Here is a 26747-nt window from a genome sequence, read left to right on the forward strand (position 1 = left end):
CTCAGCCTGCCGAAGGGGCCGGCACGGCAAGATCAAAAGCGGTACTCGAGCTAACGCTCATTGTGTTGAGTGGTGGGGTGGTGGTTGGCTTGGGATTTGTGGTGGGTTTTCCCCTCACCCCAACCCTCTCCCGAAGGAGAGGGAGCTGATTTTGGGGCTTTTCAGCATCGGAGTTCGGCTCGGTATTTCACGTCGGCGCATCTCTCCCAGACACCTCGGTCTGTTCCCTCTCCCTCTGGGAGAGGGCTAGGGTGAGGGCAGCGGTCTTGAATCTGCCTGAAAACTACCTGAACCTACGAAGGTGCCCTGCAAGTCGATCAGCCTCTGCCGGTTGTACACTCACTCTCGTGGGCTTGCCCGCGAAGGCATCAGTGGATGCACCCTTGCCCCATCAGAATCAATCAGTTCAACACCCGAATCGGTTTCCCCTTCGACCAGCCTTGAATATCTTCGATCATCTGCGAAAAGAACTGCTCATAGTTCTGTCGGGTGACGTACCCGACATGCGGCGTGGCGAGTACGTTGTCCAGAGTCCGAAACGGATGCAGTGCCGGCAGCGGTTCAGGGTCGTATACGTCCAGCGCCGCGCCGGCGATCCGGTTCTTTTGCAAGGCCTTGATCAGCGCGGACTCGTCGACGATCGGCCCGCGTGCGGTGTTGACCAGCAGCGCGGTGGGTTTCATCCAGGCCAGTGCCTGGGCGTCGACCAGTCCGCGACTGCGTTCGCTGAGGACCAGATGCACTGACAGCACATCGGCCTGTTCGAACAGTTCCTGTTTGCTGACGTAAGTGACGCCCGCCTGGGCCGCGCGCTCGGCAGTGAGGTTTTCGCTCCAGGCGATCACGCGCATGCCGAACACCTGGCCGAACTGGGCCACCCGCTGGCCGATGCTGCCGAGCCCGAGAATGCCCAGGGTCTTGCCGTGCAAGTCGCCGCCGAGGCCTTGCTGCCACTGGCCAGCGCGCAGGGCGTTGGCTTCGTTCACCAGGTTGCGGGTGGCGGCCATGATGAGTGCCCAGGTCAGTTCGGGGGCTGCGTGTTTGTAGCTGTCGGTGCCGCAGACCTGAATCCCCAGCGTTGCCGCTGCCTGCATGTCCAGCGCCGCGTTGCGCATGCCACCGGTCACCAGCAGCTTCAGGTTCGGCAAGCGCTTGAGCAGGTCTGCGTCGAAACGCGTGCGCTCGCGCATCACGCAAATCACTTCGAACCGGCCCAGGCGCTCGGCCAGGGTGGCGTTGTCCGCCGGGTAGTCATGGACGAAGGTCACCTCGCCCAGGCTGTCGAGGACCGACCAGTCGACCACGTCGCGCGCCACGTCCTGCCAGTCATCGATCACTGCAATCTGCACCGCCATCAGCCTTACCTCATCAACGAACGGGATTGGTTTTGTTCAGCCAGCCGAGCAGTGCCTGATGGAACTGCGCCGGTTCTTCCATTTGCGGGGCGTGGCCCATGCCGGGGAATTCCACCAGGGTCGACTGCGGAATCAGCTTCGCCACCTGCTTGCCGAGGACGTCGTAGTGGCCGATCTTCGCCTTGACCTGCGGCGGCGCGATGTCCTTGCCGATGGCGGTGGTGTCGGCTGTGCCGATCAGCAGCAGGGTCGGCATTTTCAGGTCCTTGAACTCGTAGTACACCGGCTGGGTGAAAATCATGTCGTAGATCAGCGCCGAATTCCAGGCCACCTGGGGCTTGCCCGGTCCCTTGCTCAGGCCGGCGAGCATGTCGACCCAGCGATCGAACTCCGGCTTCCAGCGACCGCTGTAATAGGTGTTGCGTTCGTATTCGCGGATGCCCTCGGCGCTGACCTTGAGTTCGCGCTGATACCACTGGTCCACTGTGCGGTACGGTACGCCGAGGGCTTTCCAGTCTTCCAGGCCGATCGGGTTGACCAGCGCCAGTTGCTCGACCTGATCGGGGTATTGCAGGGCGTAGCGGGTGGCGAGCATGCCGCCGGTGGAGTGGCCGAGCAGGGTGGCTTTCTGGATGCCCAGGGCCTTGAGCAATTGCTGGGTGTTGGCTGCCAGTTGCTGGAAGCTGTACTGGTAATGGTCCGGTTTGCTGGACGTGCAGAAACCGATCTGATCCGGGGCGATCACCCGGTAACCGGCGTCACTCAGGGCCTTGATCGAACTGTCCCAGGTCGCGGCGCAGAAGTTCTTGCCGTGCATCAGCACCACGCTGCGGCCATTGGCCTTGCCGTGGGCAGCGACGTCCATGTAACCCATTTGCAGCGATTTGCCCTGGGACTCAAAGGCGAAGTGCTTGAGCGTGTAGGGGTATTCGAAACCTTGCAGCTCCGGCCCGTAGGACGGGCCTTCGGCGTGGGCGAACAGGGGCAGGGCGGCGGTCAGGGCCAGACCGGGCAGCCAGCGCGAAAGCGACATGAGGCGAACTCCGTGTGAAATCGGCCGATGCTGGAACGGCCGGATTAGGGCGACGTTAAAACACAGGCAATGTCCACGCTCGAACGTTCAACCGGACCAGCCCAGGGTAATCATCGCCAACACCCCGTAACGCGCGCCCTTGGCCAGGGTGACGATCAACAGGAAGCGGCCGAGCGGTTCACGCATGACACCGGCGATCAGGGTCAGCGGATCGCCGATGACCGGCAGCCAACTGAGCAGCAGCGACCAGTGGCCCCAGCGCTGATAGTGGCTGCGTGCCCTGGCCATATGGGCCGGGCTGACCGGAAACCAGCGTCGCTCCTGAAAACGTTCCAGCCCCCGGCCCAGCCACCAGTTGACCAGCGAGCCGAGCACATTGCCCAGCGTTGCGACCGCCAGCAGCCCCCAGAGCCAATAACGGTCGCTGAGCAGCAGTCCGACCAGCAGCGCCTCCGATTGCAACGGCAGCAGGGTCGCGGCGCCGAACGCGGCAACGAACAGCCCCGGGTATGCCGCCGAAATCAATGGGCCGGGTAGTCCGCGACCACCAGATCAGTGCCGTCTTTCTTCAAACCGATCACTTGATAGGCGTCGCTCATGCCGTCCATTTCCATGCCCGGCGAGCCCATCGGCATGCCGGGCGCCGCCACGCCGAGCAGGTCGTTGCGCTTGTTCAGGGCCAGCACCTGTTCCGCCGGCACATGGCCCTCGACGAACTTGCCGTTGATGATTGCGGTATGGCAGGAGGCCAGGCGCGGTGGCACGCCATGCTGTTGCTTGAAACGGCTCATGTCGCTTTCGACGTGATCCTCTACCTTGAAGCCGTTGGCCTCCAGGTGGCTGATCCATTTCTTGCAGCAGCCGCAATTGGCGTCGCGGTGCACTTCGATGGGAATGAGGTCGGCGGCTTGCGCCAGGGACGAGACGAACAGCACGCTCAGGGCGGCCAGACGCAGGTGGTTTCGCATGGGGATTCTCGGCTCGGGTGGCGGTCAAAAAGAACGCATTCTGACCGGTTTTTCCGCCCTGGCATCAACGGAGTGTTTCCAAGTGATACAAAGCGGGCTGCCAGCATGATCGTAGATCACGGCTGACAGCCCGCTGAGTGGAGCATGACAAATCTGTCAGGTTCGCCGCGCAATCACTGCACCTTGAAGCGTCCCATGATCGCGCTCACGCGGCTGTTGGCCTCCAGCAATTGACGGGTGTTCTGTTCGCTGGCGTGACCGCTCTGGACCAGTTCGTCGACCATGTGGCGGATCTGCACCATGCTGCGGTTGATCTCTTCGGTCACAGCGCTCTGTTGCTCGGCGGCGGTGGCAATCTGTGTGCTCAGGCTGTTGATGTGGCTGACGGAACCGGCCATTTCATCCAGTCCGGAGTTGACCCGCGCCGTGGCGTCGGCGGCGGACTGGCAACTGGCCTGGGTGTTTTCCATGGCGCTGACCGACGACGTCACGCCTTGGGTCAGGCGGGTCAACATCTCGTTGATTTCCGAGGTGCTGGCCTGGGTACGGGCGGCGAGGGCGCGCACTTCGTCAGCCACCACCGCGAAGCCGCGACCCTGTTCGCCGGCCCGGGCGGCTTCGATGGCGGCGTTCAGCGCCAGCAGGTTGGTCTGCCCGGCAATCGCGCCGATCACCCCGAGGATTTCGGTGATGCGCTGGGCATCCTGTTGCATGCCTTCGACTTTCTGCGTGGCGCTGGCCACCTCGTCGATCAACGCCACCACGCTGTTCGAGGCTTCGCCGACCACCACCCGCGAACGGTCGGCGTCCTGGTTGGCACGCTGGGTGAACGCAGCGGTTTCGGCGGCGTTTTGCGCGACGCTTTCGGCGGTCGAGCTCATTTCGTTGATGGCGGTGACGGTCTGGTCGGTTTCCGAAGCGTGACGCTCAAGAATCTGGCTGGTGTGCGCCGAGGTGCGTTGCAGGTTGTCGAGGCTGGACGCCATGGCGCCGGTGGCGTGGGTCACTTCGCCGATCATGTTCTGCAAATAGGCGATGAAGGCATTGATCGAATGGCCGATGGCACCGAGTTCGTCTTCGGCGCGGATGGTGATGCGGCGGGTCAGGTCGGCGTCGCCGCTGGACAGCGAATCAATGTTGGCTTTCAGGGCCTTCATGCGCTGGATCAACTGACGGATCGCGTAGACCTGCAACAGCACCAGCAGGATTACCAGCGGAATCTGCAACAGGCTCAGGGTGCTGAGCACGTCATCGCGCTGGGCGGTGATCAGTTTGGTCGGCAGGGCGGTGGCGAGGAACCATGGCGTGCCTTCGATCGGACGCATGAAGAAGGTGCTGGCTTCGCCGTTGTTGTCGAACTCGACGCGTTGCGCCTGATCGCGATTCTGCAGCCCGGCCTTGACCTGGCTGGCGAACGGCGAGCTGGCGGCCAGGTCGCTGATGTTTTTCAACACGATCGGGCCGCTGATGCGCGAGCTGTTGCTGATGATCTTGCCGTCGGCCTCGACGATCAGCATTTCGGCGTTCAGGTCTTTTTCCTTGCGCGCCACCAGGTCATTGAAGAAACCGAGGGTGACGTCGATGGTCGATACGCCCCAGGCGCTGCCGTTCTTCTGGATGGCCATGGCGCAGTTGGTGCGAGGTTCGGCGCTGGCGTCGTCCTTGTAGGCGGCGGCCCAGGCGCATTGGCCACGCGGCGTCTGCATGCCGCCCTTGTACCAGCTCTGGTCGTAATAATTGGGCGCTGCGTCGCTGTTCCAGAAGGTGTTCACCGCCAGTTTTCCCGAGGCATCGCGGTGCCAGAAGGTGCTGAACTTGTTGCGTCCGGCTTCACGCTGTCCCGGCAGCGGCCAGATCCCGCCACCAAACACCTTCAGCTCCCCGTACTGATCCACCAGCCCCGGCAGCACCGTGTCGATGGCTGCGCTGTCGAGCAACGGAATGGTCTGGGTGATGCTGCGCTGCTGGGACTGAACCTTGCTCAGTTCGCCCTGGATCTGCTCGGCGACTTCGGCGATGCGGTTGAGCACCACCTGTTCTTCGGTATGGCGCAGTTTGGGCGCGACCAGTTGGCTGATGCCGACCACGGTCAGCACCGACAGCAACAGAATGAACAGAACCAGAAACAGCGTGTAGCGAGCCTGAATGGTGCGGAATGCGGGCATGGAAACCGGTCCTTGAGCAGGGGATTCTTGTTAGGGGCAGGGAGCAAGGCAGTAGGGGTATCCCTTAGCTATCGTCGTGGCACGGAGAAGCTTTAGGTACTTACGTACTAAAAAAGCGCGAAGACGATGACCGGTGGGTATCAAGACGGATACAGAGGAACTAACCAGCTCGTTCGTTAGAGTAAAAAGTCGATATTTCGCTGATCGGCACAATCGCTCTGGCTCAACAGTTACGCGGCTTTGCTGGATTTGTATCTGAAATGTACAAGAATTGTTAAAAAGCGCAGAAAACAGTTGGTGCCATTAGTTTGCCCGTCGATACTCGCGGCAATTTCACGTCGTTCAACAAGGAATTTTCATGTTTCTCGCGCAAGGAGCCTGTTCATGACTGTCGGCTATACCGGTGCATGGCAAAGCAAGGCGGGTCTGTTGGTTCGGGATCCCGGAACCTCGGGCAAGCCGGTCTCCCAGAGCGTCAAGGTCAAGCAGATGCTGGCCCTGGTGGGTAACGATCCCACCGCGCTGAACACGGTGGAAATGGACAAGCAGCGCCTGCACAAGAACATCAAGGGTTTCGATCCGGAAAACGTGTCGGCCAAGCAATTGGGCAACCTCAGCGAATTCCTGCGCGGTCGGGGCCTTATTTCCGACATCACCGCGATCACCTTGCTCAACGCAGGCGACAAGTTCGATCGCTTCGGCATCCAGAAAGACCCGGACGCCAAGTTCAACGCGCTGGAGTATTTCGCCACGCAACTGGACACGATCAACAACAACAGCCTCAAGGGCAACAAGTACGCCAACACGTTGATCCCGCAGTACAAGAAAGCCATTTATGTGCTGCAGAACCTGAAGGTCTACGGTCAGGGCGGGGAACGCGCCCCGCCGACCGATAAAGGCGTCAACGCCAAGGCATGACCCACACAAGCCCGCTCGGTAACCGAGCGGGCTTGTTGGTTTATGGCGGGTCGAGAAGTGCCGACTCGGCAGGTTGCCGTCGCTGGTCATGCAGGCGCTGCATGTGCGGACACTGCAATTGCAAGCGTCGGCGCGGGTGGCCCCGGTGGAGCAGGGCCATCCAGCCGCTGCCGCGTTCATCGAGCGCCAGTCCGGTGAACAGAAAGCCGATGGCCGACAGTCGTGCCAGTGCTGTTGTGAACCCGCTTGTCAGCCGCAGCCGGAGCGAGATCCGCCAATGCCCCGGCAATTGCCGTAACTGAGCCAGCAGATTGCCGTCAAGCGACCCGATCACCACGTCATAGCGGCCTCGGCAGTGCTCGAAGCGCACCGCCGGGTGCGGCCACTTCGATGGTTTTTCCGTGATGCCAAATATCTGGCTCAAATGGCTCGGCAGTTCGCTGCAACCGGATGGCCAGGCCAGCGCCGGCAGTGGCCGATGGTAGCCGTCGATGGCCTTGTAGCCGATGACAAGCGTCTCTGGGACAGGATCGCCATAGGGCGACGGAACGTAATCCGGCAGCAGTCCGGTGCTTTGAAAACCGAGCGTGGCGGCCATGCGTTGAGTGTACGGATGCCGGGTCACTTGCTTGATCGTCACGCCCCGGCAACCCAGGGCCTGCGCATGCACCAGCAGTTGCTCGCCCAGCTGGGTCGCGATGTGTTGGCCACGGGTCTGTGGATCGACCACCGTCAGCGCCAGTTCGGCGATATGCGAACCTGCGTCGCGGCACAGGCTGGCGTGGCCCAGGACTTTTTTACCTTCCACTGCCACCAGCGAGTGCCAGCGGCGTTCGGCATGGTTCTGGTTGATCATCCACGGCAGGTACACCTGATGGTGCGCATAGTGGTCGCCGTAAATCTTGCGGAACAGCCGGCTGATCGCCGTGGCATCGCCGGGGCGATAGTTGCGCAGGATCACGGCGTCCACCTCTCGGGTTTTAACGGCGAGTCGTCGTAGACGCGCAGATCGACCACCCGCTGGTGCTTGCCCGAGCGCGGGTGGCGCGACAGGTCTTCAGCCAGGCAATGCGTCACCCGCAGCGCCAGCAAGCAATCGCTTTCGAGCTGTTCGATCAGCGGGTAGTGATTGAGCAGCGCGGTTCGCAATTGGCGGTTCTTCGCGGCGAGGTCGCAGGTCTGGGTGTCGGCTTGCCATTTCAGGCTCAGCAAGTCTTTTTCCCCGGTCTGTTCGATCAGCAACTGCCAGTCTTCGCTGTGGGCGATCCGCTGGACGATATCGCCAATCTCGGCAATCAGCAGGGTCAGGATGCCGACCCTGACGCGCTGACTGCCGGCGCTTCGGCCCAGCAGGGCGAACTTGCGATTCGGCGTCTCGGGCGGTTCGCGCCAGCAGGCACGGTCGCCGACCGGATAGCGGATCAGAGGCATCAGGCGTCGGGTCAGATTGGTCACCACCAGCACGCCGGGGCGATCGCTTTGCCGGATGACTTCGCCGGTCTGCTCGTCGATGATTTCCACCACGCTATGGCGCTCCAGCACCCGATGTTCGCCCAGCGCGCAGCCCCGGTCACTGACGCCGATGAAGCCGGCGTCGACGCTGGCATAGCCCATGGAGGCCAGTCGCACGTTGGGAAACACCCGACGCAGCAGGCGCTGTTGTGCGGCGAACAGGCTTTCGCCGCCGTAGAGCAGGGTGTCGACCCCCTCCAGCGTGCGGCCTTCGCGTTCGAGCCAGGCTGCGAACGTCAGCAATTGCGCCGGCACGCCGGCCAGGACATTGATCCGGTGTCGTTGCACCGAATCAGCAAGGTTCATCGAGTCGACCTGGCCGGTGAACGGGAATTCGACCACGCCGCTTGCAACGTGCGCGAGGGCGTCGTGGACGAAAATGAAACTGGCATACAGATCCCCGGCAAAAAACAGATTGGCAACCCGATCCCCCGGCTCGAGATGCGCCGTCAGGCTGTTGCCGAAATCCTTTACCAGCGCCTGCCATTCGTGGCGTTCGAAGACCGACAGTTTGCCGCCGCTGGTGGTGCCGCCGGTCTTGAAGACCAGTGCGTTTTCAATGGAGCGGGTCAACACCGGCCATCGGCTCAAGTGTTGGCAGTCTTGCCAATAAGTCACGCCATCGATAATCGGAAGTTCATCGAGGGAACTGACGGACTCGGCAACTTGTGCGAAATGCTTGCGGTAATACGGAGAGTGTTGGCGAGCATAAGTAACCAACTCGCCGAACTGTGAAGTTGCAATCATGGTGTTCTCTTTATCGGTATTTAATGGGAGCTTGATAATTAACGGCGCGAATCAATCAGCAACGGCGTTTTGCCGCTGTGCTTGTTTCGAGTGAATTGCTGCGGCGCGCAAACTTCAACTTCCACGCGCAACAGACCGGTCTGTACCAGTGTGGTCAGCGTCGGGTAGTTCAGCAGGCGTTGCCGGATCTCCCGGGGTTCGCAGGCGCTGCGAAAACGCAGGCGTTCGAGGCCGTCCGGGGCGTGTTCGAGGATCACTTGAAACGGCGTTTGCAGGTGCTGCGCCAGTTCCGACAGGCAGATGAAATCGGTGCCGATGCGCACCAGTCGACCGTGGCGCTGCAACAACTCGAAGCGTGGCGACTCAAGGCCGCAGGGGCACGGGCCTGCCAGCCAGCGGCCGCTGTCGCCGATGTCATAGCGCAACACGTCCTGACCCTGGCGCGCGGTGGAGGTGAACAACAGGCGCCCGACTTCATTGCCCTGAACCGGCTCGTCACGATCGAAGGCGACAATCTCGAGTTGCTGGATATCGCTCATCAAATGAAACACGCCATCCCTGGTGGCCTTGCAGGCGTGACCCAGGGGCCCGGCATCGACGCTGCCGTAAATAGCCGAACGGATACTGCTCACGCCACAACTCTGCATCAGCTCACGGCTCTGTTCATTCAGATGCTCGCCGCCGAGGAAGACTTTTTCGATGCCGCCATAGTCGCGCAGGGTCTGCTGCTGATCGAGAAACAGGCGGTGCAGGGTGCTCGGCATGCCGATCAGCACAGACACCCGTTGCTCGACGATCAGTTGAGCGATTTCGGCGTAATCGTCGTCGGCGGGAGCGCCCATCGGCAGGTGGGTGACATCCAGCAATTCCAGCACTTTGGAGAAACTGAAAAAGCCGCCATACAACCCGCCGCTGAAGAACAGGTTCATCACCCGATCCCGTTGCGGCTCCAGGCCGGCGGCGAACAAGGCATCGGCCGTCGCGCGCATCTGGCTGCGGAAGTCGTGGTAGCTGAAGCCCGACAGCGCCGGCGTGCCGCTGCTACCGCCGGAGCGGAAGTACAACTGTGCCGCCGGATGGATCGGCCGGGCGGTGAAAGTGTCCTTGCTCATGATCGGCAGATCGCGCGGGACCGGGTTCGACGGTTGCGCATCGAGCGTGGCGTGGGTCGCCAGCACGGTGGCGGGCAGGCTGACCGAAACGCGTCGGCTCAGACGTTGCAAGGCATACACGCCGTCATGGGGTTCGCCGTCGTAGCCATCGTGGATCGCCTCGATCGGCGCAATACGGGTGACCCCGGCGGCGACCAGCGTGCGCGAAAGCCCGGTGATCTCGCGCTCGGCGCAAATCAGCGCGCAGCTTTGCAGGACGTTGCGCCATGGCAGCAACGCGGTGCTGAGTGAGGTGCGGGGCATTGGCTTGAGCAGCAGGCTGCGGAACAGCGGCGAGGGCCCGAGTTGTGGATCATGGCTCCAGATCACCCGCCAGCCCGGCGCGCTCCAGATCTGCCCGTTCTGCGCGCTGAAACTCTGCGCAAGGTGCGCCATCCGGGTGTGGGTGGTGACTTCACAGGCTTCCTGGATCGACGGCGCCAGTGCCGGCCATTGTCCGGCGCGACGGGTAAACGCCTCGGCGAGATTGGCGCCGATCTCACGCAGGACGCCGGGGTCGTCACTGTCCACCAACAACCATTGCGGGCTCGAACAGGCTTGCTGATCCAGCCGGCAAACTTCATCGACCACGGCATCCAGCGACGCTGGCGTGGCGCTGTCCGGCGTCAGGTAAATGAAACTGATGCGATGCCCCCAGTCGATCCAGCGGCAACCGGCCGGGAGCTGCTGGCGGATCGCTCGTAGCGCCGATTCGCCGCCCCAGGCGCTGACCCCGTTGGCCCATTGGCAGAGCTGGCCGATCTGCGCAGTGGTGGTCGGGAGTACCGCGACATGCCCGCGCAGCCGGCCGCCGGGATCGCATTGCACCAGCGCGTGCAGCAGCCGTGCGGTCAGACCCAGGTCGCTGGCACTGGGGCGCAACCAGTTGATGTTGCCGGCCAGCAGACTTTCGATCACCGCGCAGAAGGCCAGCAGCGGTGAGTTGCCGGGGGTGATATGCACCACCAGGCCCAACGGGCTCCAGCGTTCGAAGCGTGCTTGCCGGTAGTCGATACGTCGCAGCGAATCGGCTTGCTGGCCGAGTTCGCGTTCAAGTTTGCGGCGCAGGGCTTCGGGTTCGCAGAAGTCGATCAGCGCTTGCCGTTGCTCGTCATTCAGCGCCGGTTCGCCGCTGCGTAATCGTCTGGCGAAGGCGCTCACGGCGTCGATGACCGTGGCGCTGTCGAGCGCCGTGTTCAGTTGTTCCGGCAATTGCCGGTGCAGCTGTTGCAGGGCGTCGTCGAGGTGGTAATCGGCGTGTAGTTGGCCATTGATGAGGTACATGTCAGTGCCTCCCCAGCAATTCGGCGGCAGCCATGGCGCAGCTTCTGCCCGCGCCGGTGCCGGCGCGGCCGTGCAGTTCGAACCAGTCGCTCGCCAGGCCGCAGCCGCAACTCGAGCCGGGGTGCAGGGTGGCGAGGTCGCTCATGACCACCGCGTGGGCCGGACTGGATGAAATGTACGGCGAGACGAAACCCAGCAAACCGGGTTGCCCGTAAGGCTGGACAGTGAAATCCGCCGGATGGCGCACGAAGACCCTGGCGTACACCGGCACATGAAAATGATGCCGGGCGCATTCGACGTAGGGCACCGCATGTTCGACGGCACCGTAACCATCCCGGCATCTGGAAAGCTCGATGCCCAGTTGCCGGTGGATCTGTGCGTACAGGTGTTGTTTGGGAATTTCATCGGCGGTCCGGGTTTTCCAGCCGCCGCCGAAAAATGCCAGGGATTGCTCGGGCAGGCGCAGATCGGCGACGCCGGTGGCCTGCATGTGTTGCAGCACCTGCCAGAGGAACGCCGGGAAACCGAAGATCCGCACGGGCAGGCCTTCCTCGGCAAACGCCTGCAAGGCCTCGATCACGCCGAACGGGTCGAACTGATGCCCGTCGCCGGTACTGCGCAAGGCGTAGACCACGCGATTGGCCGGCGCGAACCGGCACAGGAACTGGTCGGTGTAGGACGTGCCGAGGCTGATCCGGCCCTGCGGCTCGTAGCTCAGCAGCAGGTAATTGCACGGCGTGTCCGGCGTGTTCCAGCGGTAATGATTGAAGATTTGCCCGACCATGAATTGCGCGGCGCCGAGGCTGCGCTCGTCGTAGCGCATGCGGCTTTTCTGGCCGCTGGTGCCGGAGGAGGTCAGCTCCATGGCGCCTTCGCCGCTGGAGCTGAGCAACAGGTGCTGTTTGAAGAAATTGGCGAATATGGGCGGCAGTTGCGACCAGTCGTCGAGATGTGGCAGCTCCTTGGGGTCGAGGCCGTTGGCGCGCAGCCAGTCAGCGTAGCCAGGCGTCTGGTCGCAGTGAAAGCGGCTGATTTCGGCCATGGCCCGGTCGAACAGACCTGGCGGAACGGCCTCCGGGCAATAAGGGTGCGGCAAGGCGCAGAGCGCGTCGCTGTGGGGTAAAGGGGTCATCCGAAATTCCTTTTCGGTGTGGGTGGAGGGAGGAGCGCTGTTGTGGCGCCGCGCAGGAAACGGTAGAGCGAGGGCAGGGCCAGCAGGCCGGCGAGGGCCGCCCACAGGGCGAAGGATTCAAGCTGCGAGCCACCGCCGATGGCGGCGATTAAAGAGCCACCGGCGCCCATCACCGTGATCGAAATCATGCCGATGGCCGCCGACACCAGGCCCTTGCTGTCATCGCTGGAAAACAGCGCCAGGCGATACAGCGCGGCGTTGCTGATGCCCAGTCCCAGCGCGTACAGCGACAGAGCGCCGATCAGCACGCCGAGGGAGGCGCCCAGCACGGCGGCGCCCATCAGGGTCAGAAGGCCCAGGCAGTAAGGCCAGAGCGCCAGATGGATCAGGCGCGGCAGATCGTGGCTCAGCAAGAGCCGGTCGAGGATCAGGTTGCCGCCGATCACTGCCGAGAACACCGGGATCTGCCACAAGCCGTATTCCAGCGTGGACAGGCCCAGCAGTTGAATCAGCAACAGCGGGGCGACACCGATCCAGGCAATCAGCGGCAGGCTCATCAACCCCAGAGCGAGGCTGGCGCCGAGGAACCTGCGATTGCCCAGAAGCGCCCGATAACGGCGCAGGATATGCCGCCAGGAGAACGCAATCGGCGCCTGCACCTGACCGTCGCGGCGCAGGACACCGACGGTTTCCGGCATGCAGGCGTACAGCGCCAGCCAGACGAGCGCCGCGCTCACGGCCAGGGCCACGAACAGTTGCCGCCAGCTCAGCCATTCCAGCAGCAGGCTGCCCAGTAACGGGCCGAGCAGGGGCGACAGCAGGGCCACGTTGCCGAGCAGCGCCATCAGCCGCACCGCATCGGCCTCGCAGAACACTTCCTGCACGGCCGGATAACTCACCGCCACCACGTAGCCCAGGCCCATGCCCTGCACCAGTCGCAGCAGGTTGAACGCTTCGATACTGGTGCTGGCGGAGGCTGCGGCGCAGGCGATGCCAAACAGCGCACAACCGCTCAACAGCAACGGTCGCCGGCCGAACCGATCCGCCAGCGGGCCGATCAGCCATTGCAGGCAGACGCCGCCGACCAGATACAGACTCAAGGCGTTGGGCACGTGATGCGGATCGGCGTTGAATTCGCCGGTCACCGCGAGCATGGCCGGCATCAATATATCGCTGGCCATGTAAGTCAGAAGTTCGAAACCGGCAATTGCCAGGCAGAAACCGATAACTTGAACGGGTTGTATCGCTATCAATGTTCTGTGCATACACATCCTTGTTTCGTATGGATAAAAGATGCACAGAGACTAATTAAACTCGCCAGACCGCACCAAACGGTTTGCCGCGACATTAAGTGTCAAAGACTTACAGCATATTTAAAGTCTGGTGATATCGCCGATAAGTGAACTTTGCATGAGCTTCGCGAGTTTCGCGTGAGCCAACAAAAATGCCCGCGAGAGGCGGGCATTGTTTCAGTGGGATCGAATCCGTTGTGGCGACTGTTTATTCCATGGGTGAACGGGTGACGTAAAAAGTCATGCTATCGATGATAGTAACCGGGGCCTTCCTGATAGTAGCGATGGTGATCGCCATGCCAGCCGCCGTGGGGGAAGATAATGCAGCCGCTCAGGGTCAGCAGCGCCAGAACAGGAATCAGCCAGGTGATTCGACGTAACATTTCAAAATCCTCAAGGTTAACGCCGCATGGAGCCAAAGCTCTCCAGCGGCTGTAACATGAGACTCCGTTTGCCGCACCGTATCCCCGAGAAAAGGTATGCGCATGGCATGAAAGTCGATACAAACCGGATACATTTCCAACGTTCCAGGAATCTGCAATGACTCAGTCGCAACGCTTGAAATACTCGATTCTGATCGCCCTCGTGGTGCTGGCAATCATGCTCGGTCTGTCCTGGCTGCAAAACCAGGGCATGCTCAGCGAGAAGATGTTCCAGTACATCGCCATCGGTGTGGCGGTGGTCGTGGTGGTGATCAACGGAGTGATGCGCCGCAAGGTCAAGCCCTGACGGCGATCATCGGGGCTTCAGTCGCTGTTGAGGACCGCCGCAGCCTGTGGATGCAGGCTGTAGCTCTTGTCGGCGTTGAAGGTGATCACACCTTCGGCGCACAGACGTTTCAGTACCTCGCGCACACTGAGAAATGACAGCGGGATATCCAGGTCGAGCAACTGGCTGTGGACGCCGCGCACACCGAGGCGGCGGTCGTTTTCAGCGGCGACCAGCAGGGCGTCGATGACTTTCAGGCGGATCAGGCTGGTCCGCAGGCCGAAACTCTTGAGCAGCAGTCGAATGCGTTCGTTGCCGTGACGCTCGACACGTTGTCCGAAATCGCTCACGCGCGAACCCATAGGTGCTCCATTTGGCGTCTGGCTACCGTCCGTTGGTAGTTGCGAGTTGTACATGTGGGGTCTCCTTTCAGAGCCTGCTCGGGAAAAATTTTGGGTGCTCTCTCTGTAAAAGACGAATCAGCCCGACAAATCATGAAGGGCGAAATGTAGAAAATTTGTCGCCAATTCGTCGTTTCTCCGTAATCACGGGGCCAGACCGGTGTCCGGCCGGTTAAATTTTTTTCCTCCGCTTCGTTTCCTGAACAGGCTCATTGCGCGTGGACGCGTGTGTGGGTGTTTCCCCGGAGCGGATTTGTCGCGCCTTTACCGTCCAGGCACGGCGCGACCTCCGCTCTTCGGCATTTCGATCAGGAGCGAGCGTGATTATTTCCAGGCAATTAACCGGACTGGCCCTTGCCGGTATGTTTCTCGGACTGAGTCTGTCCGCCCATGCGTTGAGTCCCGCCGCACAGACCGGCGCCGATATCCGCCGGACCGGTTTTGGCGTGCCGCACATTCGCGCGCAGGACGAACGTGGTCTGGGCTTCGGCATCGGTTACGCCTACGCGCAGGACAATCTGTGCCTGCTGGCCAACGAGATCGTCACGGTCAACGGCGAACGTTCACGCTACTTCGGGCCTGAGCAGTTCACCGTCGAAGAACGCGAGAACCGCGTCAGCGATCTGTTCTTCACCTGGCTCAACACCCCGCAAGCGGTGAGCGAGTTCTGGCAGGCTCAGTCAGTTGAGGTGCGTGAACTGGTGCAGGGTTATGCCGCCGGTTACAACCAGTACCTCGCCGAGCGTCGGCAGCAGGGGCTGCCGCAGCAATGCCAGGGCGAATGGGTGCGCGATATCGCTGCCGAAGACCTGGTGAAGCTGACGCGTCGTCTGCTGGTCGAGGGCGGCGTCGGTCAGTTTGCCGAAGCCTTGGCGGGCGCTACACCGCCGCAGGCGACCGCCCGCATCGACGCCGATGACCGTGCCTATCAACTGGCCTCCACGCGCCTGCAACGCTTCGCCCTGGACCGGGGCAGCAACGCCGTGGCCGTGGGCAGTGAGCGCTCGTTCAACGGGCGCGGCATGCTGCTCGCCAACCCGCATTTTCCGTGGGTCGGCGGCATGCGTTTCTATCAGATGCACCTGACCATCCCCGGCAAACTCGATGTGATGGGCGCCGCATTGCCCGGCCTGCCGATGATCAATATCGGCTTCAACCAGCACCTGGCCTGGACCCACACGGTCGACTCGTCCAAGCACTTCACCCTGTATCGCCTGCAACTCGATCCGAAGGACCCGACGCGCTATCTGCTCGACGGCAAGTCGCTGCCGATGAGCAAGCAAACCGTGACCGTGCAAGTGAAGCAGGCCGACGGGCAAGTGGTGCCGGTGTCCCGTGACATCTACAGCTCGCAGTTCGGCCCGATCGTGCAGTGGCCGGGCAAGCTCGACTGGGATCACCAGTACGCCTTCAGCCTGCGCGACGCCAACCTGGACAACGACCGCGTACTCAAGCAGTGGTACGCGATGAACCGCGCGGCGAATCTTCAAGAGTTGCAGGATTCCGTCCACAAGATCCAGGGCATCCCGTGGGTCAATACCCTGGCGGTGGATGACAAGGGCCAGACGCTGTACATGAACCTGTCGGTGGTGCCGAACGTCAGCGCTGAAAAGCTGGGCCAGTGCAGCGATCCGCGTGCCGGCCTGCAAATGATCGTGCTCGACGGTGCCAACAGCGCCTGCGCCTGGGACATCGACCCGCAAGCGGCGCAGAAGGGCATCTACGCCTCCAGCCAGTTGCCGCAACTGTTGCGCAAGGATTTCGTCCAGCACTCCAACGATTCGGCGTGGCTGGCCAATCCGGCGCAACCGCTGACCGGTTTCTCGCCGCTGATCAGCCAGGACGGCCAACCGCTGGGGCTGCGTGCGCGGTTCGCCCTGAGCCGACTGGCAACGCCGGGCAAGGCCGGCACGCTGGCGGTGAAAGATCTGCAACAGATGGTGATGGACGATCAGGTGTATCTGGCGGGCCAGGTCATGCCGGACCTGTTGAAGTTCTGCGCTGCTGACCTGGGCACCGACGCGACCGCACTCAAACCGGTCTGCGCCAGCCTGAAGGGCTGGGACGGCCGGGCGAATCTGGATTCCGGTGTCGGGCTGGTGCATTTCCAGAACATCATGCAGGCCTTGCAGGAGTCGCCGGACGTGTGGCGCGTGGCGTTCGATCCCAAGGATGCGCAACACACCCCGCGCGGCCTCGCCATCGAACAGGCGGCTGTGGCGAAGGCTGTGCGTGAAGCGATGCTGGCATCGGCGCAGATGACCGCGAAGATGGGCCTGCAACCGGACATGCGCTGGGGCGATGTCCAGGTGGTCAGCAGCGGCGGGCAGCAGACGCCGATTCACGGCGGGCCGGGTACGCTGGGGATCTACAACGCGATCCAGAGCGTGCCGCGTGAAGACGGCAGGCTTGAAGTGGTCAGCGGCACCAGCTATCTGCAAGTGGTGACCTTCGACGACAAGGGACCGCATGCCCAAGGGCTGCTGGCGTTCTCGCTGTCCAGCGATCCGGCGTCGAAGTACTCGCGGGACCAGACCGAAGCGTTCTCGAAGAAGCAGTGGAGCGTGCTGCCGTTCACCGAGCAACAGATCAAGGCGGATCCGCAGTATCAGTTGCAGAGTGTTCGTGAGTCGGCGGAGAAGGTGGGGAAAGTGGCGGCCAAATAAAGTGTTTAGCCTCTGTGCCGCAAAGGCCGGGGGCTGATTTCCGGGAGAGGGGTGACGATTGGACCGTAGCCCCTCTCCCTGGCCGTTTCCCTCCGGGAGCGGGCTGGGCGGGCGGCGTTCCGATGAGTGGGGACGTCTGCGCGGTTTTCAGATCCGCGCAGATTCAATGCCACAGGCTGGCGACTCTCAGTTTTTTGGCGAATGCTGCGGCAGCGGGTTGATGACCGGGTTGCCGTCGCTGTTGCGCGTCAGGTAGATCGGCAAGACCTTGGGCAGTGAGCCGATCAGGCCATTGAGCTGCTTGATGTTGTAGACGCCGCCGATCCGGATCGAGCCGCTGCTGTTGTCGGCGAGCATCAAGGGCTTGTCGAGGTAGCGGTTGATCAGTGGCAGCGCCTCGCTCAGTGGCAGGTCGTTGAGCACCAGTTTGCCGTTGAGCCACGCCAAGGAGGTGTCGTTGGCATAGGTCTGGCTGATCTGCGGCATGTAATCGCCGTGCTTGTAGCGCGCCTGCATCGAGGGGCCAAGGCGCAGGCCGTCGCCGTTCAATGCGGTGTTGCTGGTGACCAGCACCGAGCCTTCGACCAGGTTGACCCGTACCTGATCTTCATACATCCACACGTTGAACCGGGTGCCGGTCACGCGGATCCGGCCTTCGCCTGCGCGCACGATGAACGGATGATTGCTGTCATGGCTGACTTCGAAGAACGCCTCGCCCTTGTTCAGGGTGACCCGGCGCTCGTTCTTGTAGTTGGTGAAGGTCAGGTCGGTGTTCAGGTTCAGTTCGACCTGACTGCCATCGGCCAGGTTGATCTGGCGGACATTGTCCGACGCCGCGAAGTGCTGATAGCTGTTGGGCAGCCAGCCGAGGCTCCAGCCGGTATACGCCGCCAAGGGCAGCGCCAGCGCGCAGACGCCGGCTGCCACGGCGTACTGGCGCCAGGTGCGGGCAGGCTTGAGCGGCACCGGCGTGGCTACCGGTTCGGGGCGCGGCAGATGCTCGGCGACTTCCCAGATTTCCAGCATGGCTTCGTATTCGAATGCGTGCAGCGGATGCGCCGCGTGCCATTGCTCGAACTCACGGCGCTCCTCGGCTGTGCAATCGACGGCATGCAGACGCATGCACCAATGCGCCGCGGCATCGGTGATTGCATCGTATTCGGCTTCCGAAAGGGTTTCTTGGGTCATTGACTCGTCCTGATTTCGCGCATTCTACCCTTGACGGCAAGGTGCCGAGAACATCCGTCATGGCAATTACCCATCAAAGTTGGAACTTATTTTTCACGCAAGCGCCCAAAAACCAGGACGTCCTTTGCACACTATCCACAAATGGAGTGAAAAAATGATCAAAACAACCTTTGCCGCGCTGATTGCTGCTGTCGGTCTGCTGAGTGCCGGTGCCGCGCTGGCCGATCGCCCGGGAGCCGGATGGATCACGATCGAGAAAGCGATCGAAACCGTCAAGACCAAGGCCGGTTACGTCGAGGTCTATGAAATCGAAGCCGACAACAACGGTTACTGGAAGGGCGAAGGGCGCAAGGCCGATGGCGTCGTCTATGAATTCCGCATCGATGGCGCCTCGGGCAATGTGTTGCGGGACCAGAAGGACTGATCCCGCTGTCCGCTCAACGAATAAACAGCGCAGGTCATTGACCTGCGTTTTTTTTTGCGGCGGATTCAGGGAGACGGCACCGGGTCCAGTTGCCTGCCCATGCCGCAGATCAGAAAGGCCAGCGAATCGGCGTTGCGCAAAATCACGTTGATTCGCGCATCGGGACTGTTCTGATCGTAAAACGCCTGACGCGCTTCCTTGAGGGTCGGTTTGCCGGTGAGTTCGAGAATGGTCTTGGCCACACTGGATAACGCGCTGATGTTGTCGACGCTGAGCCAGGTCTTGAGCGGCTCGTTCCAGATGCAGAACAAGGCTTCACGGGGCGTGGCAAGCGACAGGGCCTGGCGTTGATATCGTTGCTGACTCTCCTTCTGGGCCAAACCGTAGCCGGTGACCGTCGAGATGAGATCGGTAAACGGTCGCCGCGCCTCCATCGAGGCAATGTCCAGGGCCTTGCTGAACTGGTGGGCAAACTCATGAATCAGCGTGGCGGCCTGGGCATGGCTGTCGACGTCCAGCGGATCGGTCAGGCCTGACTTGTACCAGTCCAGTTGCTGATCGAAGAACTTCTCGGTGAAGTGCACCTTTTTCTTCGCATCGCCGTCGAGCACGAACGCGATCACGTCGGAGTAGAACTTGTTCGAGCCGACGACGAAACGATCGCTGTTCAGCCAATCCTCCGTCGGGTCGACCAAGGCTTTGCAGATCGGAATGATCGACTTCTTGAGCTTGTCCAGCAGACCGATACCGATCTGCGGAACATCGAAGACGCCCTTGATCAGCGTGTGCAGCCGGGTGCCGGACAGCTCGTGATTGAACACCGCCAGATTGTGCAGGCAGTTGAACGCGTAAAAGCGTGCCAGATCCAGGGCGCGCATCAGCATCCGGGCCTTGTGCGGGTGCTTGTTGCGGATCTCGTCCATGCCCTCGGCTTCGATGTTGAAGATTTCCCGACGCTCGCGTTCGGTGGTGTAGCGGTCGTACATTTTCGAGATGGCCTTGCCGTACTGGACAATGTGTCGAGCCGGATTCAGCACCTGGTTGCCGGCGCTGTTGACCAATATCGGGCCGCGCAGGTCATCGTGCGCCATTTGCCAGTCGGAACCGTTCTTGATCACCTGATAAACCTTGCCGGCGACGGCGGCATAGGTGCGGTTGCTGAACGAGTGGCTGTAAGTGCCGTCCTTGCGCGCCAGCGTCAGATTCTTCAGCGCCACGGCGCTGGTTTCGAACGGCTGCAAGCGGGTGCGCAGCGAGGAGGTCGGGCGAATGCGCGACCAGCCGGGCACCTCGATCTTTTGCGCCGCGCCTTCGAGGATCGGCTCGATGGCCGACACTTCCGGTTCCAGCGGCAGAAACGCGACCTGAACCATCTGCGCGGCGCCGTCGACAAAGCTTTTCAGAGCGCGCATCCAGTGATGGTCTTGCAGGGCTTGGGCCGAGCCCTTGAACTTTTCATAGGCTTGCCAGAGCAGAGGGATATAGGACAGTTTGCCCGGCAATGGTCCGGGCACCTGCCTGATGGCCTTGGCCACCAGGGTTTTCGCCGTTTCCCAGTCGGATTGAGCATTGTGTTGCGCCTGGCAGCCGAGCATGTGCTTGAGCAGGCGGGTGTTGTCCTCGAACAGTTGCTCCAGTGCGTTGCCGTCGATGGGCTGCCCGGACAGGCTGATTTCGCTGACCTGCCCGCGGCTGGACTGGAACAGGTTGCGAAATCCGGCCTGTTCCGTGTCCGGCAGACGCCGCAGCAGCAGATCCTGCAATTCACCCGGGGTGTTGAAGGCGGCGATCAGCGCCGCTTCATTTTCAAATTCCCGAAACAGCGGCCCGCCGTACAGCGTGAGCAGCGTCTGCGCTGCGTTGTGCCCGGCGCATTCGATCAGGTACAGACCCTGAGCGGTGACCGCGCTGGCGCCGGTTGTCTTGACCAGAGAGAGCGGCGAGATCGTCCCGTGGGCACCTTGCACCGTCGCCCGGGCGATGCCGTCCGGCATGTCGAATATTTGCAGGAGGCAGTCGAAAGCGCTGACGGACAGTTGCTGTTGCAAGTGCATGGCGTGGGCGTGTTGCAGCAGTTGCCAGGGTAGCTGGCGGATAAAGCGCTGTTTGCGCGCACGACCCTCGGCATCGTTGGCCGTCAGCGCGTCCGTCACTTTTGCGCTGTAGGTGCTGGCGATCGCCAGGGACGACAGCAATTGGCGAACGGCCGTCTGATCCAGGTTTTCCGGCAAGGCTTTGCCGGTATTGGAGGTCACCTTGAACCCGGTGCCCTGGGCGACGTTGACGTGATCCTGAGCAAATTCGACCAGATTGCGGGCCGGGCCGGCCAGTGCCAGGTTCGGCGTGATTTCTATTTGTCTCGGATCAAGATCGCTCCCCGGGAATCGGCTGTCGAGCAGGGCTTTCAGGGTCTCGGCGACGTAGCTGTCGAGCGGGGTGACGCCGTCCAGATAGTCCTTGCTGTCTGGAATGCTGTGACGCCACTGCTCCAGCAACTCGACATGCAACCGCTGTGCTTCCGGCGACGCCATGCTCAGCCACGCGGGCAGGGTCTGCTGTTGGCTGATGGCCTGGGCATGCGCCTTCGCTCGTTGCAGGTTGCTGATGATTGGCGTTTTGAGCTGCGTGAGCAGGGCCGGACCTTGTCGGGCCGGCTCGGTGATCCGCGTGCGCAGTTGATCGCAGCGATCCATGAAGTAGTCGATCCCCGACTGCGCGCAGTGATACAGCACGTTGTCCAGAATCAGGTTCAACGGCCCGAGCGTATAGCGCTGGTGGAAGTGTTGCCGGGTGGGCGCAAGGTTCTCCACCAGCGTCAGGCGCTGAACGCTGTCGAGCAGCCGCCGGTCCAGCACTTTGCGCAGCGTTGCCACATTGCCGAACAGCTCCAGCCCAAGGGCCGATGTCCACAGGACGGCGCGTCCCGAGTGAGCGGCATCGAGTCCGCCACGCTCGGTGATCAGCACGCAACCGGCCAGCGGCAACAAACGTCTGTCGCCAGGCGCGGTCACGGTGAGCGAGTAGGCATCGGGGCGGAAGCCGTTGAGTGCCAGGCGTTCCTCGCGCGACGGCCGGTCGGCGTCGAACACCGTTTCGACCATGGCCTTCGCCGCTTCCGGCAGGCTGCCATTGAGCGCCCTGAGCCGGGCTTCGCCCCTGATGCCGACAAACAGCGCGTGGGCCAGTTGGCTCTTCATGGCGTCCAGGTGGCGACGCTGTTCGACGGAGGAGGCGAGGGGCTGGACGCTGAAGTCCTGGCTGATCGGCCATTCGATGCTGTTGAACGTCTTCACCGCCGCCATGGCCGTATCCGCGAGGACAATGGATGGTTGCTGGCTCCCGGACAGGGCCGGGCTGGTGCTCCAGCGCCCGCCGACATTCAGGGGCATGAGCCGTTGATGAATCATCGACCGGATGTCCAGCGCCTTGTCGAACAACGCATGCAGTTCGACGGCGCCATCGCTGTGCCGGAACACCTGCAAGGCGTATTCGACGTTCTGCCGCTGCTTGGCGAGAATCGCCTCGAACAGGGTGTTGAACACATTGCCCGTGAGCCTCGCGCCGGATACCTGGGGCTGGTCGAAGCCGAGAAACCGGTTGCGCTCGTCCAGGCCCAGCAGCGCATACAATTCGTCCTCGTGACCGGGGGCGAGGAACTTGGCTTGCAGGGTGGTCTTGAGATCGGCGTAATCCTTGAGCATTTGCAGCCCCTGGGACGGCGTGTACAGGCAGGCAAACGTGCCGCTGACCATCAGTGAACCGGCCAGCTCGATGAAATTGGGCCGGTATTCCCACAAGCGCACGGTTTCGAGCACCAGAGCGGGGTTTGCCTCGCTGTCCGGCCGAAGGCGTTTGATCAGGGTTTGGAACTGTTGCGCGTCGAGCACCCGGGCATCGCGCTTGAGCATCAGTTCGGTGCGGGCCTGGTCTTCGAGCACCTGGCGAAACAGCGTGCAACGCGGCGATCCGTCGACAGAGGGCGCATGCCAATACTCATCGAGTTGCCGGAACAGCAGAATCGGCAGCTTGCTCGATGCCGTGACGACAGCCTCTTCCCAGCGCAGGCGATCCGCAGGTGTCGAGGTGTGGCCGGGGTTGGAGAATTCGCGGGGGCGGTGATCCGGCCAGGACTGGTGGCGGTAATGGATCAGCACCGCTTCGGTCAGGTTCGTGGCGTCGCTTGTGGTCGTCGGTCGGCCCTTGTCGGCCGCGTGGAATGTCACTCGCGTTCCACTCTGTCGCACGTTGCCGAACGCCGGTTCGAGCAGTTCATCCAGGGCGCTCTCGAGCATGTTGCCCAGCGATGGCAATTGCCTGAGTTCGTCGCACAGGGTCTGGGCATTGAGCTGCAACGCGGTCAGCAGCGAGGTGTTGCGTTCCTCGAAGATATCGCCGGCAATGGTTTCGAAACTCAGTGAAATGCCGCCGGCATCCAGCAGCCGCTTGCGCTGCACCAGGGAAAAAAACGCCAACAGATCATCCGCTTCCTCAGCCTTGTTCAGACGCTCTTCGAGTGTTTCCTGCAGGGCGGCGCGATCGCTGAATTTCTCCAGGCCGGCAAACGGGGTGTAGAGGATTTCGCCGTTGTCGTCGGGGGCGGTGCCGAGCACGAAGCTGCCGGGCAGTTGCACCGGAATTTCCTTGTCGGCGGTCAGCAGGATACGTTCGGCCCGCATCGGTGGTGTCTGCTGACTACGCAGGGTATCGCTGGCGAGCCTGGCATGGGCCAGCCAGCGGAAGTCCTTTTCCGTCAGGTCATGGAGTGTGCCCAGCGCTTTCCACAGACCGGGTGCGTCGAAGGCTTCGGGAAACAGCAGCGGTTTTTCAGGGGCGGACATCGTCGAGCCTCGCAGGGCGATGAGTTGATCGAGGCTTGAGAGTAGGAATCGCGCGGGCAACGCAGGTGGTACATAGATATTGCACGCCGGGCGCTATTGCGGGGTTGACACGCGAAGGGGCGCACGGGATTAATCGACTCGCACCTTGTTCGTACGCTGTTGTTCCCTCCAATAATTATTCTGGAGCTTCAGATGTCTGCGCCACACGATCATGCTTCTGCGTCCACTCTGTCAGTCGAAGCGCTGACCCGATTGCTGGAAACCATATTCCTGCGTCACGGCACCTCCGCCGAGGTCGCACGCTCTCTCGCCACCAACTGTGCGAGCGCCGAACGTGATGGCGCTCACAGCCATGGCGTGTTCCGGATTCCCGGTTATGTCTCGACCCTGAACAGCGGCTGGGTCAACGGCAAGTCCGTGCCCAAGGTCGAGGACGTTGCCTCGGGGTTCGTGCGGGTCGATGCCGACAACGGTTACGCCCAGCCTGCGCTGGCGGCGGCACGCCCGCTGCTGGTTGAAAAGGCCCGCAGCGCCGGGATTGCCGTGTTGGCGATCCGCAACTCCCATCACTTCGCCGCGCTCTGGCCGGATGTCGAACCTTTCGCCGAAGAAGGTCTGGTGGCGCTCAGCGTGGTCAACAGCATGACCTGCGTGGTGCCCCACGGTGCCGACCGGCCGTTGTTCGGCACCAACCCGATTGCCTTTGCCGCCCCCAGGGCCGACGGCGCGCCCATTGTGTTCGACCTGGCGACCAGCGCCATTGCCCACGGCGACGTGCAGATCGCTACGCGCAAAGGCGAAAAACTGCCGGTGGGGACGGGCGTGGACAGTCTCGGTCAGCCGACCTGCGATCCGAAAGCGATTCTCGAAGGTGGCGCATTGCTGCCCTTCGGCGGACACAAAGGGTCGGCGTTGTCGATGATGGTGGAACTGTTGGCCGCCGCCCTGACCGGTGGCAACTTCTCGTTCGAATTCGACTGGAAGAACCATCCCGGCGCGAAATCGCCGTGGACCGGGCAACTGCTGATCGTCATCGACCCGAGCAAATCCGCCGGCCAGAGCTTTGCCGAGCGCAGCCAGGAACTGGTGCGGCAGATGCACGGGGTAGGGCTCAAGCGCTTGCCGGGGGATCGACGGCACTTGCAGCGGGCCAAGTCGCTGGCCAACGGGGTCGTGCTGGACGAGCAGACCCTGGCGCAATTGCGCGAACTGGCCGGGGAGTGAAACGCAGCGGACATGAAAAGGGCGAGCCCTATGGCCCGCCCTTTTTTTGCGCCGGATTCAGCGACGTCCCAGCAACAACCCGACCACCAGGCCGAAGCCGGCCGAAATCGCCACGGTCTGCCACGGGTGCCCGCCGATGTAGGTTTCGGTGGCGTCCACCGCAGGCTTGGTGCGCTCGCGCACACTGGAAACCGAATCCAGTGCCTGCTGCAATTTCTGGGCGATCTGCCCGCGCAGGGTCTCCGCTTCCTCGCCAACCAGCGAGGCACTGCTGTTGAGCAGCTTCTCCGACTCCTGGATCAGCGCCTGGAGTTCACTGAAGACTTGATCCTTGATTTGGTCTTCAGCGGCTTGCACGGTGGTTTTTCGGGCCATTGGGTGACTCCTTGCAGGTGAATGGACAGTGATCAATGGAGTGTGGCGGCTTTGTAAAAGTTGCACCGGATTTGTTCGAGAAGAAATCCTTCGCGGGAGATTTCCTTCCAGCGTGTAAGATGTCGCCAATTTTACGCAACAGGTAATTCCCCATGAGTTTCAATCTGGCCGACAAATCCCTCGCAGAGCGCGCCGCGCTGGAAGACGAGAAATCCCGTCTGTTCGAACTCTGGCAAAACAACCTGGGCAAAGCCAAGGGCGAAGCCGCACGGTTGTTCGGCGAGCGCGCCAAGCGCAAGGGCAAATGGGCCGAGTGGGTGCGCGCGGAACTGGACGGCATGTCGCCGCCGGAATTCGCCAACATGGTGCGCAGCGAGGTCAACCGACTGATGGCTGCCAACAAGTAACAACCTCTCAGCCCGCCGCGAAACTGGCGGCGACCGCTTCACGCACCTTGAGCACCACCGGATCGATCTGCGTGCTGGTGCGCCAACCGAGTTCCACCGGATAGCGCGGCAGGTTCAGCGGGCAGGGCAGCAGCGCCAGTCCGCTGAGCGCGGCGATGGCCTCGGCGGCATGGCTCGGGATCGTCGCCACCGCCTCGCTGCCCTTGAGCAGGTGCGGCAGGGCGGCAAAGTGCGTGGTCGAGGCGCACACCCGGCGACTCAGGCCCACGGCCGCCAACCCTTCATCGGTGATGCCGATGAACCCGCCGGACGACACCAGAATGTGCTCGCGGGCGACAAACTCTTCCAGTTCGATCTGCAACTGGCCCGGTGCAAGGCTCACCGGATCCACCAGGCACGCATAACCCCCTTCACCCAACACCTGACGGCTGAGCAGACGCTCGGCAAAACCGCCAGCGGTAATCGCCAGGTCGATGCTGCGTTCCATCAGGGCGCGGGCGACGATCTGGCTGTGGGTCTGGCGGAAAATCAGGCGCAGCTTCGGTGCGCTGACGGCGATTTCCTCGATCAGGCGCCGGCCGTAAGCGATCTCGAAATCGTCCGAAAGTCCGACGGTGACCGAACGACCGTCGTAATGGTGGGCCGAGGGATCGACCATCGCCAGGCTCTGCCGGCATTTGTTCAGCGCATCGCTGACCACCGGTTTCAACTGATTGGCCTTGAGCGTCGGCGCCAGCCCGCGCCCAGTGCGCACGAACAACTGATCGCCATAGACCTCGCGCAGCCGGCGTAATGCCGCGCTGACCGCCGATTGGGTCACGCCCAGGCGCAGGGCGGCGCGACTGGCGCTGGACTCTTCGTGCAGGGCTTCGAAGACTTTCAACAGGTTGAGATCGACGGTTGCGATATTCATTTGGTTCATATCATTCAGCAGTGGATCGGGCTTTATTCATGATCCC

22 protein-coding genes are annotated in these 26747 nt (G+C 62.1%); 6 read left to right on the top strand and 16 right to left on the bottom strand.

What is annotated here, in order from left to right; translation table 11 throughout:
• Positions 1-401: 401 nt before the first annotated feature.
• The 5 genes from N8H74_RS26770 to N8H74_RS26790 form a co-directional block, all read right to left on the bottom strand.
• The gene (locus N8H74_RS26770; RefSeq protein ID WP_262151629.1) at positions 402-1355 is read right to left on the bottom strand and encodes a D-2-hydroxyacid dehydrogenase family protein; all 954 of its coding nucleotides are present in this window, start codon (positions 1353-1355) and stop codon (positions 402-404) included.
• Between the two features lie 13 nt (positions 1356-1368).
• Positions 1369-2388, bottom strand: coding sequence for an alpha/beta hydrolase (locus N8H74_RS26775; protein WP_262151631.1), 1020 nt, complete (start codon positions 2386-2388; stop codon positions 1369-1371).
• A gap of 87 nt (positions 2389-2475) precedes the next feature.
• Positions 2476-2910, bottom strand: a complete 435-nt coding sequence (locus N8H74_RS26780; RefSeq protein WP_217832533.1) for a YqaA family protein — start codon at positions 2908-2910, stop codon at positions 2476-2478.
• Positions 2910-3356, bottom strand: a complete 447-nt coding sequence (locus tag N8H74_RS26785; RefSeq protein ID WP_262151633.1) for a DUF411 domain-containing protein — start codon at positions 3354-3356, stop codon at positions 2910-2912. The genes N8H74_RS26780 and N8H74_RS26785 overlap by 1 nt, the downstream gene beginning before the upstream one ends.
• 173 nt (positions 3357-3529) lie before the next feature.
• Positions 3530-5521 (bottom strand): methyl-accepting chemotaxis protein, encoded by a 1992-nt coding sequence (locus N8H74_RS26790; RefSeq protein WP_262151635.1) that lies wholly within the window; start codon positions 5519-5521, stop codon positions 3530-3532.
• A gap of 384 nt (positions 5522-5905) precedes the next feature.
• Between N8H74_RS26790 and N8H74_RS26795 the strand changes: the two genes are divergently transcribed.
• Entirely contained in the window at positions 5906-6439 is a 534-nt protein-coding gene (locus N8H74_RS26795; RefSeq protein ID WP_217832484.1) for a hypothetical protein, read from the top strand.
• A gap of 40 nt (positions 6440-6479) precedes the next feature.
• Here N8H74_RS26795 and N8H74_RS26800 read toward each other — a convergent pair whose 3' ends face one another.
• From N8H74_RS26800 to N8H74_RS26825, 6 genes are all read right to left on the bottom strand, one after another.
• The gene (locus tag N8H74_RS26800) at positions 6480-7409 is read right to left on the bottom strand and encodes a GNAT family N-acetyltransferase (RefSeq protein ID WP_262151637.1); all 930 of its coding nucleotides are present in this window, start codon (positions 7407-7409) and stop codon (positions 6480-6482) included.
• Positions 7397-8698: an AMP-binding protein gene (locus tag N8H74_RS26805; RefSeq protein ID WP_262151639.1), complete on the bottom strand. Its 1302-nt coding sequence runs from the start codon at positions 8696-8698 to the stop codon at positions 7397-7399. The genes N8H74_RS26800 and N8H74_RS26805 overlap by 13 nt, the downstream gene beginning before the upstream one ends.
• A 38-nt stretch (positions 8699-8736) precedes the next feature.
• The gene (locus tag N8H74_RS26810; protein ID WP_262151641.1) at positions 8737-11133 is read right to left on the bottom strand and encodes an acyl-CoA reductase; all 2397 of its coding nucleotides are present in this window, start codon (positions 11131-11133) and stop codon (positions 8737-8739) included.
• A 1-nt stretch (position 11134) separates the two neighbouring features.
• Positions 11135-12265, bottom strand: coding sequence for an acyl-protein synthase (locus N8H74_RS26815; protein ID WP_262151643.1), 1131 nt, complete (start codon positions 12263-12265; stop codon positions 11135-11137).
• The gene (locus tag N8H74_RS26820; protein ID WP_262151645.1) at positions 12262-13530 is read right to left on the bottom strand and encodes an MFS transporter; all 1269 of its coding nucleotides are present in this window, start codon (positions 13528-13530) and stop codon (positions 12262-12264) included. The genes N8H74_RS26815 and N8H74_RS26820 overlap by 4 nt, the downstream gene beginning before the upstream one ends.
• Before the next feature lie 272 nt (positions 13531-13802).
• The gene (locus N8H74_RS26825) at positions 13803-13940 is read right to left on the bottom strand and encodes a hypothetical protein (RefSeq protein ID WP_217832478.1); all 138 of its coding nucleotides are present in this window, start codon (positions 13938-13940) and stop codon (positions 13803-13805) included.
• Positions 13941-14097: 157 nt separating this feature from the next.
• On the opposite strand from N8H74_RS26825, the gene N8H74_RS26830 reads away from it, so the two are divergent.
• Positions 14098-14286 carry a hypothetical protein gene (locus N8H74_RS26830; RefSeq protein WP_217832477.1) on the top strand — a complete coding sequence of 63 codons (189 nt, stop codon included), beginning with the start codon at positions 14098-14100 and terminating at the stop codon, positions 14284-14286.
• Between the two features lie 17 nt (positions 14287-14303).
• Here N8H74_RS26830 and N8H74_RS26835 read toward each other — a convergent pair whose 3' ends face one another.
• The gene (locus N8H74_RS26835; protein ID WP_217832476.1) at positions 14304-14681 is read right to left on the bottom strand and encodes a fe2+ zn2+ uptake regulation protein; all 378 of its coding nucleotides are present in this window, start codon (positions 14679-14681) and stop codon (positions 14304-14306) included.
• A gap of 305 nt (positions 14682-14986) precedes the next feature.
• Here N8H74_RS26835 and N8H74_RS26840 point away from each other — a divergent pair, with 305 nt between their 5' ends.
• A complete protein-coding gene (locus N8H74_RS26840) occupies positions 14987-17332 on the top strand; it encodes an acylase (RefSeq protein WP_262151648.1) in 2346 nt (781 codons plus the stop codon).
• Between the two features lie 186 nt (positions 17333-17518).
• On the opposite strand, the gene N8H74_RS26845 is transcribed toward N8H74_RS26840, so the two are convergent.
• Positions 17519-18520 (bottom strand): FecR family protein, encoded by a 1002-nt coding sequence (locus N8H74_RS26845; protein WP_217832474.1) that lies wholly within the window; start codon positions 18518-18520, stop codon positions 17519-17521.
• A 154-nt stretch (positions 18521-18674) separates the two neighbouring features.
• On the opposite strand from N8H74_RS26845, the gene N8H74_RS26850 reads away from it, so the two are divergent.
• Complete coding sequence (locus tag N8H74_RS26850; protein WP_217832473.1) at positions 18675-18944, top strand: PepSY domain-containing protein; 270 nt, start codon at positions 18675-18677, stop codon at positions 18942-18944.
• Positions 18945-19009: 65 nt separating this feature from the next.
• On the opposite strand, the gene N8H74_RS26855 is transcribed toward N8H74_RS26850, so the two are convergent.
• Positions 19010-23782, bottom strand: a complete 4773-nt coding sequence (locus tag N8H74_RS26855) for a DUF6543 domain-containing protein (RefSeq protein WP_262151651.1) — start codon at positions 23780-23782, stop codon at positions 19010-19012.
• Positions 23783-23974: 192 nt separating this feature from the next.
• On the opposite strand from N8H74_RS26855, the gene N8H74_RS26860 reads away from it, so the two are divergent.
• Positions 23975-25006 (top strand): Ldh family oxidoreductase, encoded by a 1032-nt coding sequence (locus N8H74_RS26860; RefSeq protein WP_262151652.1) that lies wholly within the window; start codon positions 23975-23977, stop codon positions 25004-25006.
• Positions 25007-25063: 57 nt separating this feature from the next.
• Here N8H74_RS26860 and N8H74_RS26865 read toward each other — a convergent pair whose 3' ends face one another.
• Positions 25064-25381 carry a DUF883 family protein gene (locus N8H74_RS26865; RefSeq protein WP_217832470.1) on the bottom strand — a complete coding sequence of 106 codons (318 nt, stop codon included), beginning with the start codon at positions 25379-25381 and terminating at the stop codon, positions 25064-25066.
• 152 nt (positions 25382-25533) lie between these two features.
• Here N8H74_RS26865 and N8H74_RS26870 point away from each other — a divergent pair, with 152 nt between their 5' ends.
• A complete protein-coding gene (locus tag N8H74_RS26870; RefSeq protein ID WP_038363082.1) occupies positions 25534-25788 on the top strand; it encodes a hypothetical protein in 255 nt (84 codons plus the stop codon).
• A gap of 7 nt (positions 25789-25795) precedes the next feature.
• On the opposite strand, the gene N8H74_RS26875 is transcribed toward N8H74_RS26870, so the two are convergent.
• Positions 25796-26710, bottom strand: a complete 915-nt coding sequence (locus N8H74_RS26875) for a LysR family transcriptional regulator (RefSeq protein WP_262151654.1) — start codon at positions 26708-26710, stop codon at positions 25796-25798.
• Positions 26711-26747: the final 37 nt, after the last annotated feature.

Origin of the sequence: Pseudomonas sp. B2M1-30, assembly GCF_025447575.1 — a bacterium.
Taxonomy (GTDB): Bacteria; Pseudomonadota; Gammaproteobacteria; order Pseudomonadales; family Pseudomonadaceae; genus Aquipseudomonas; species Aquipseudomonas botevensis.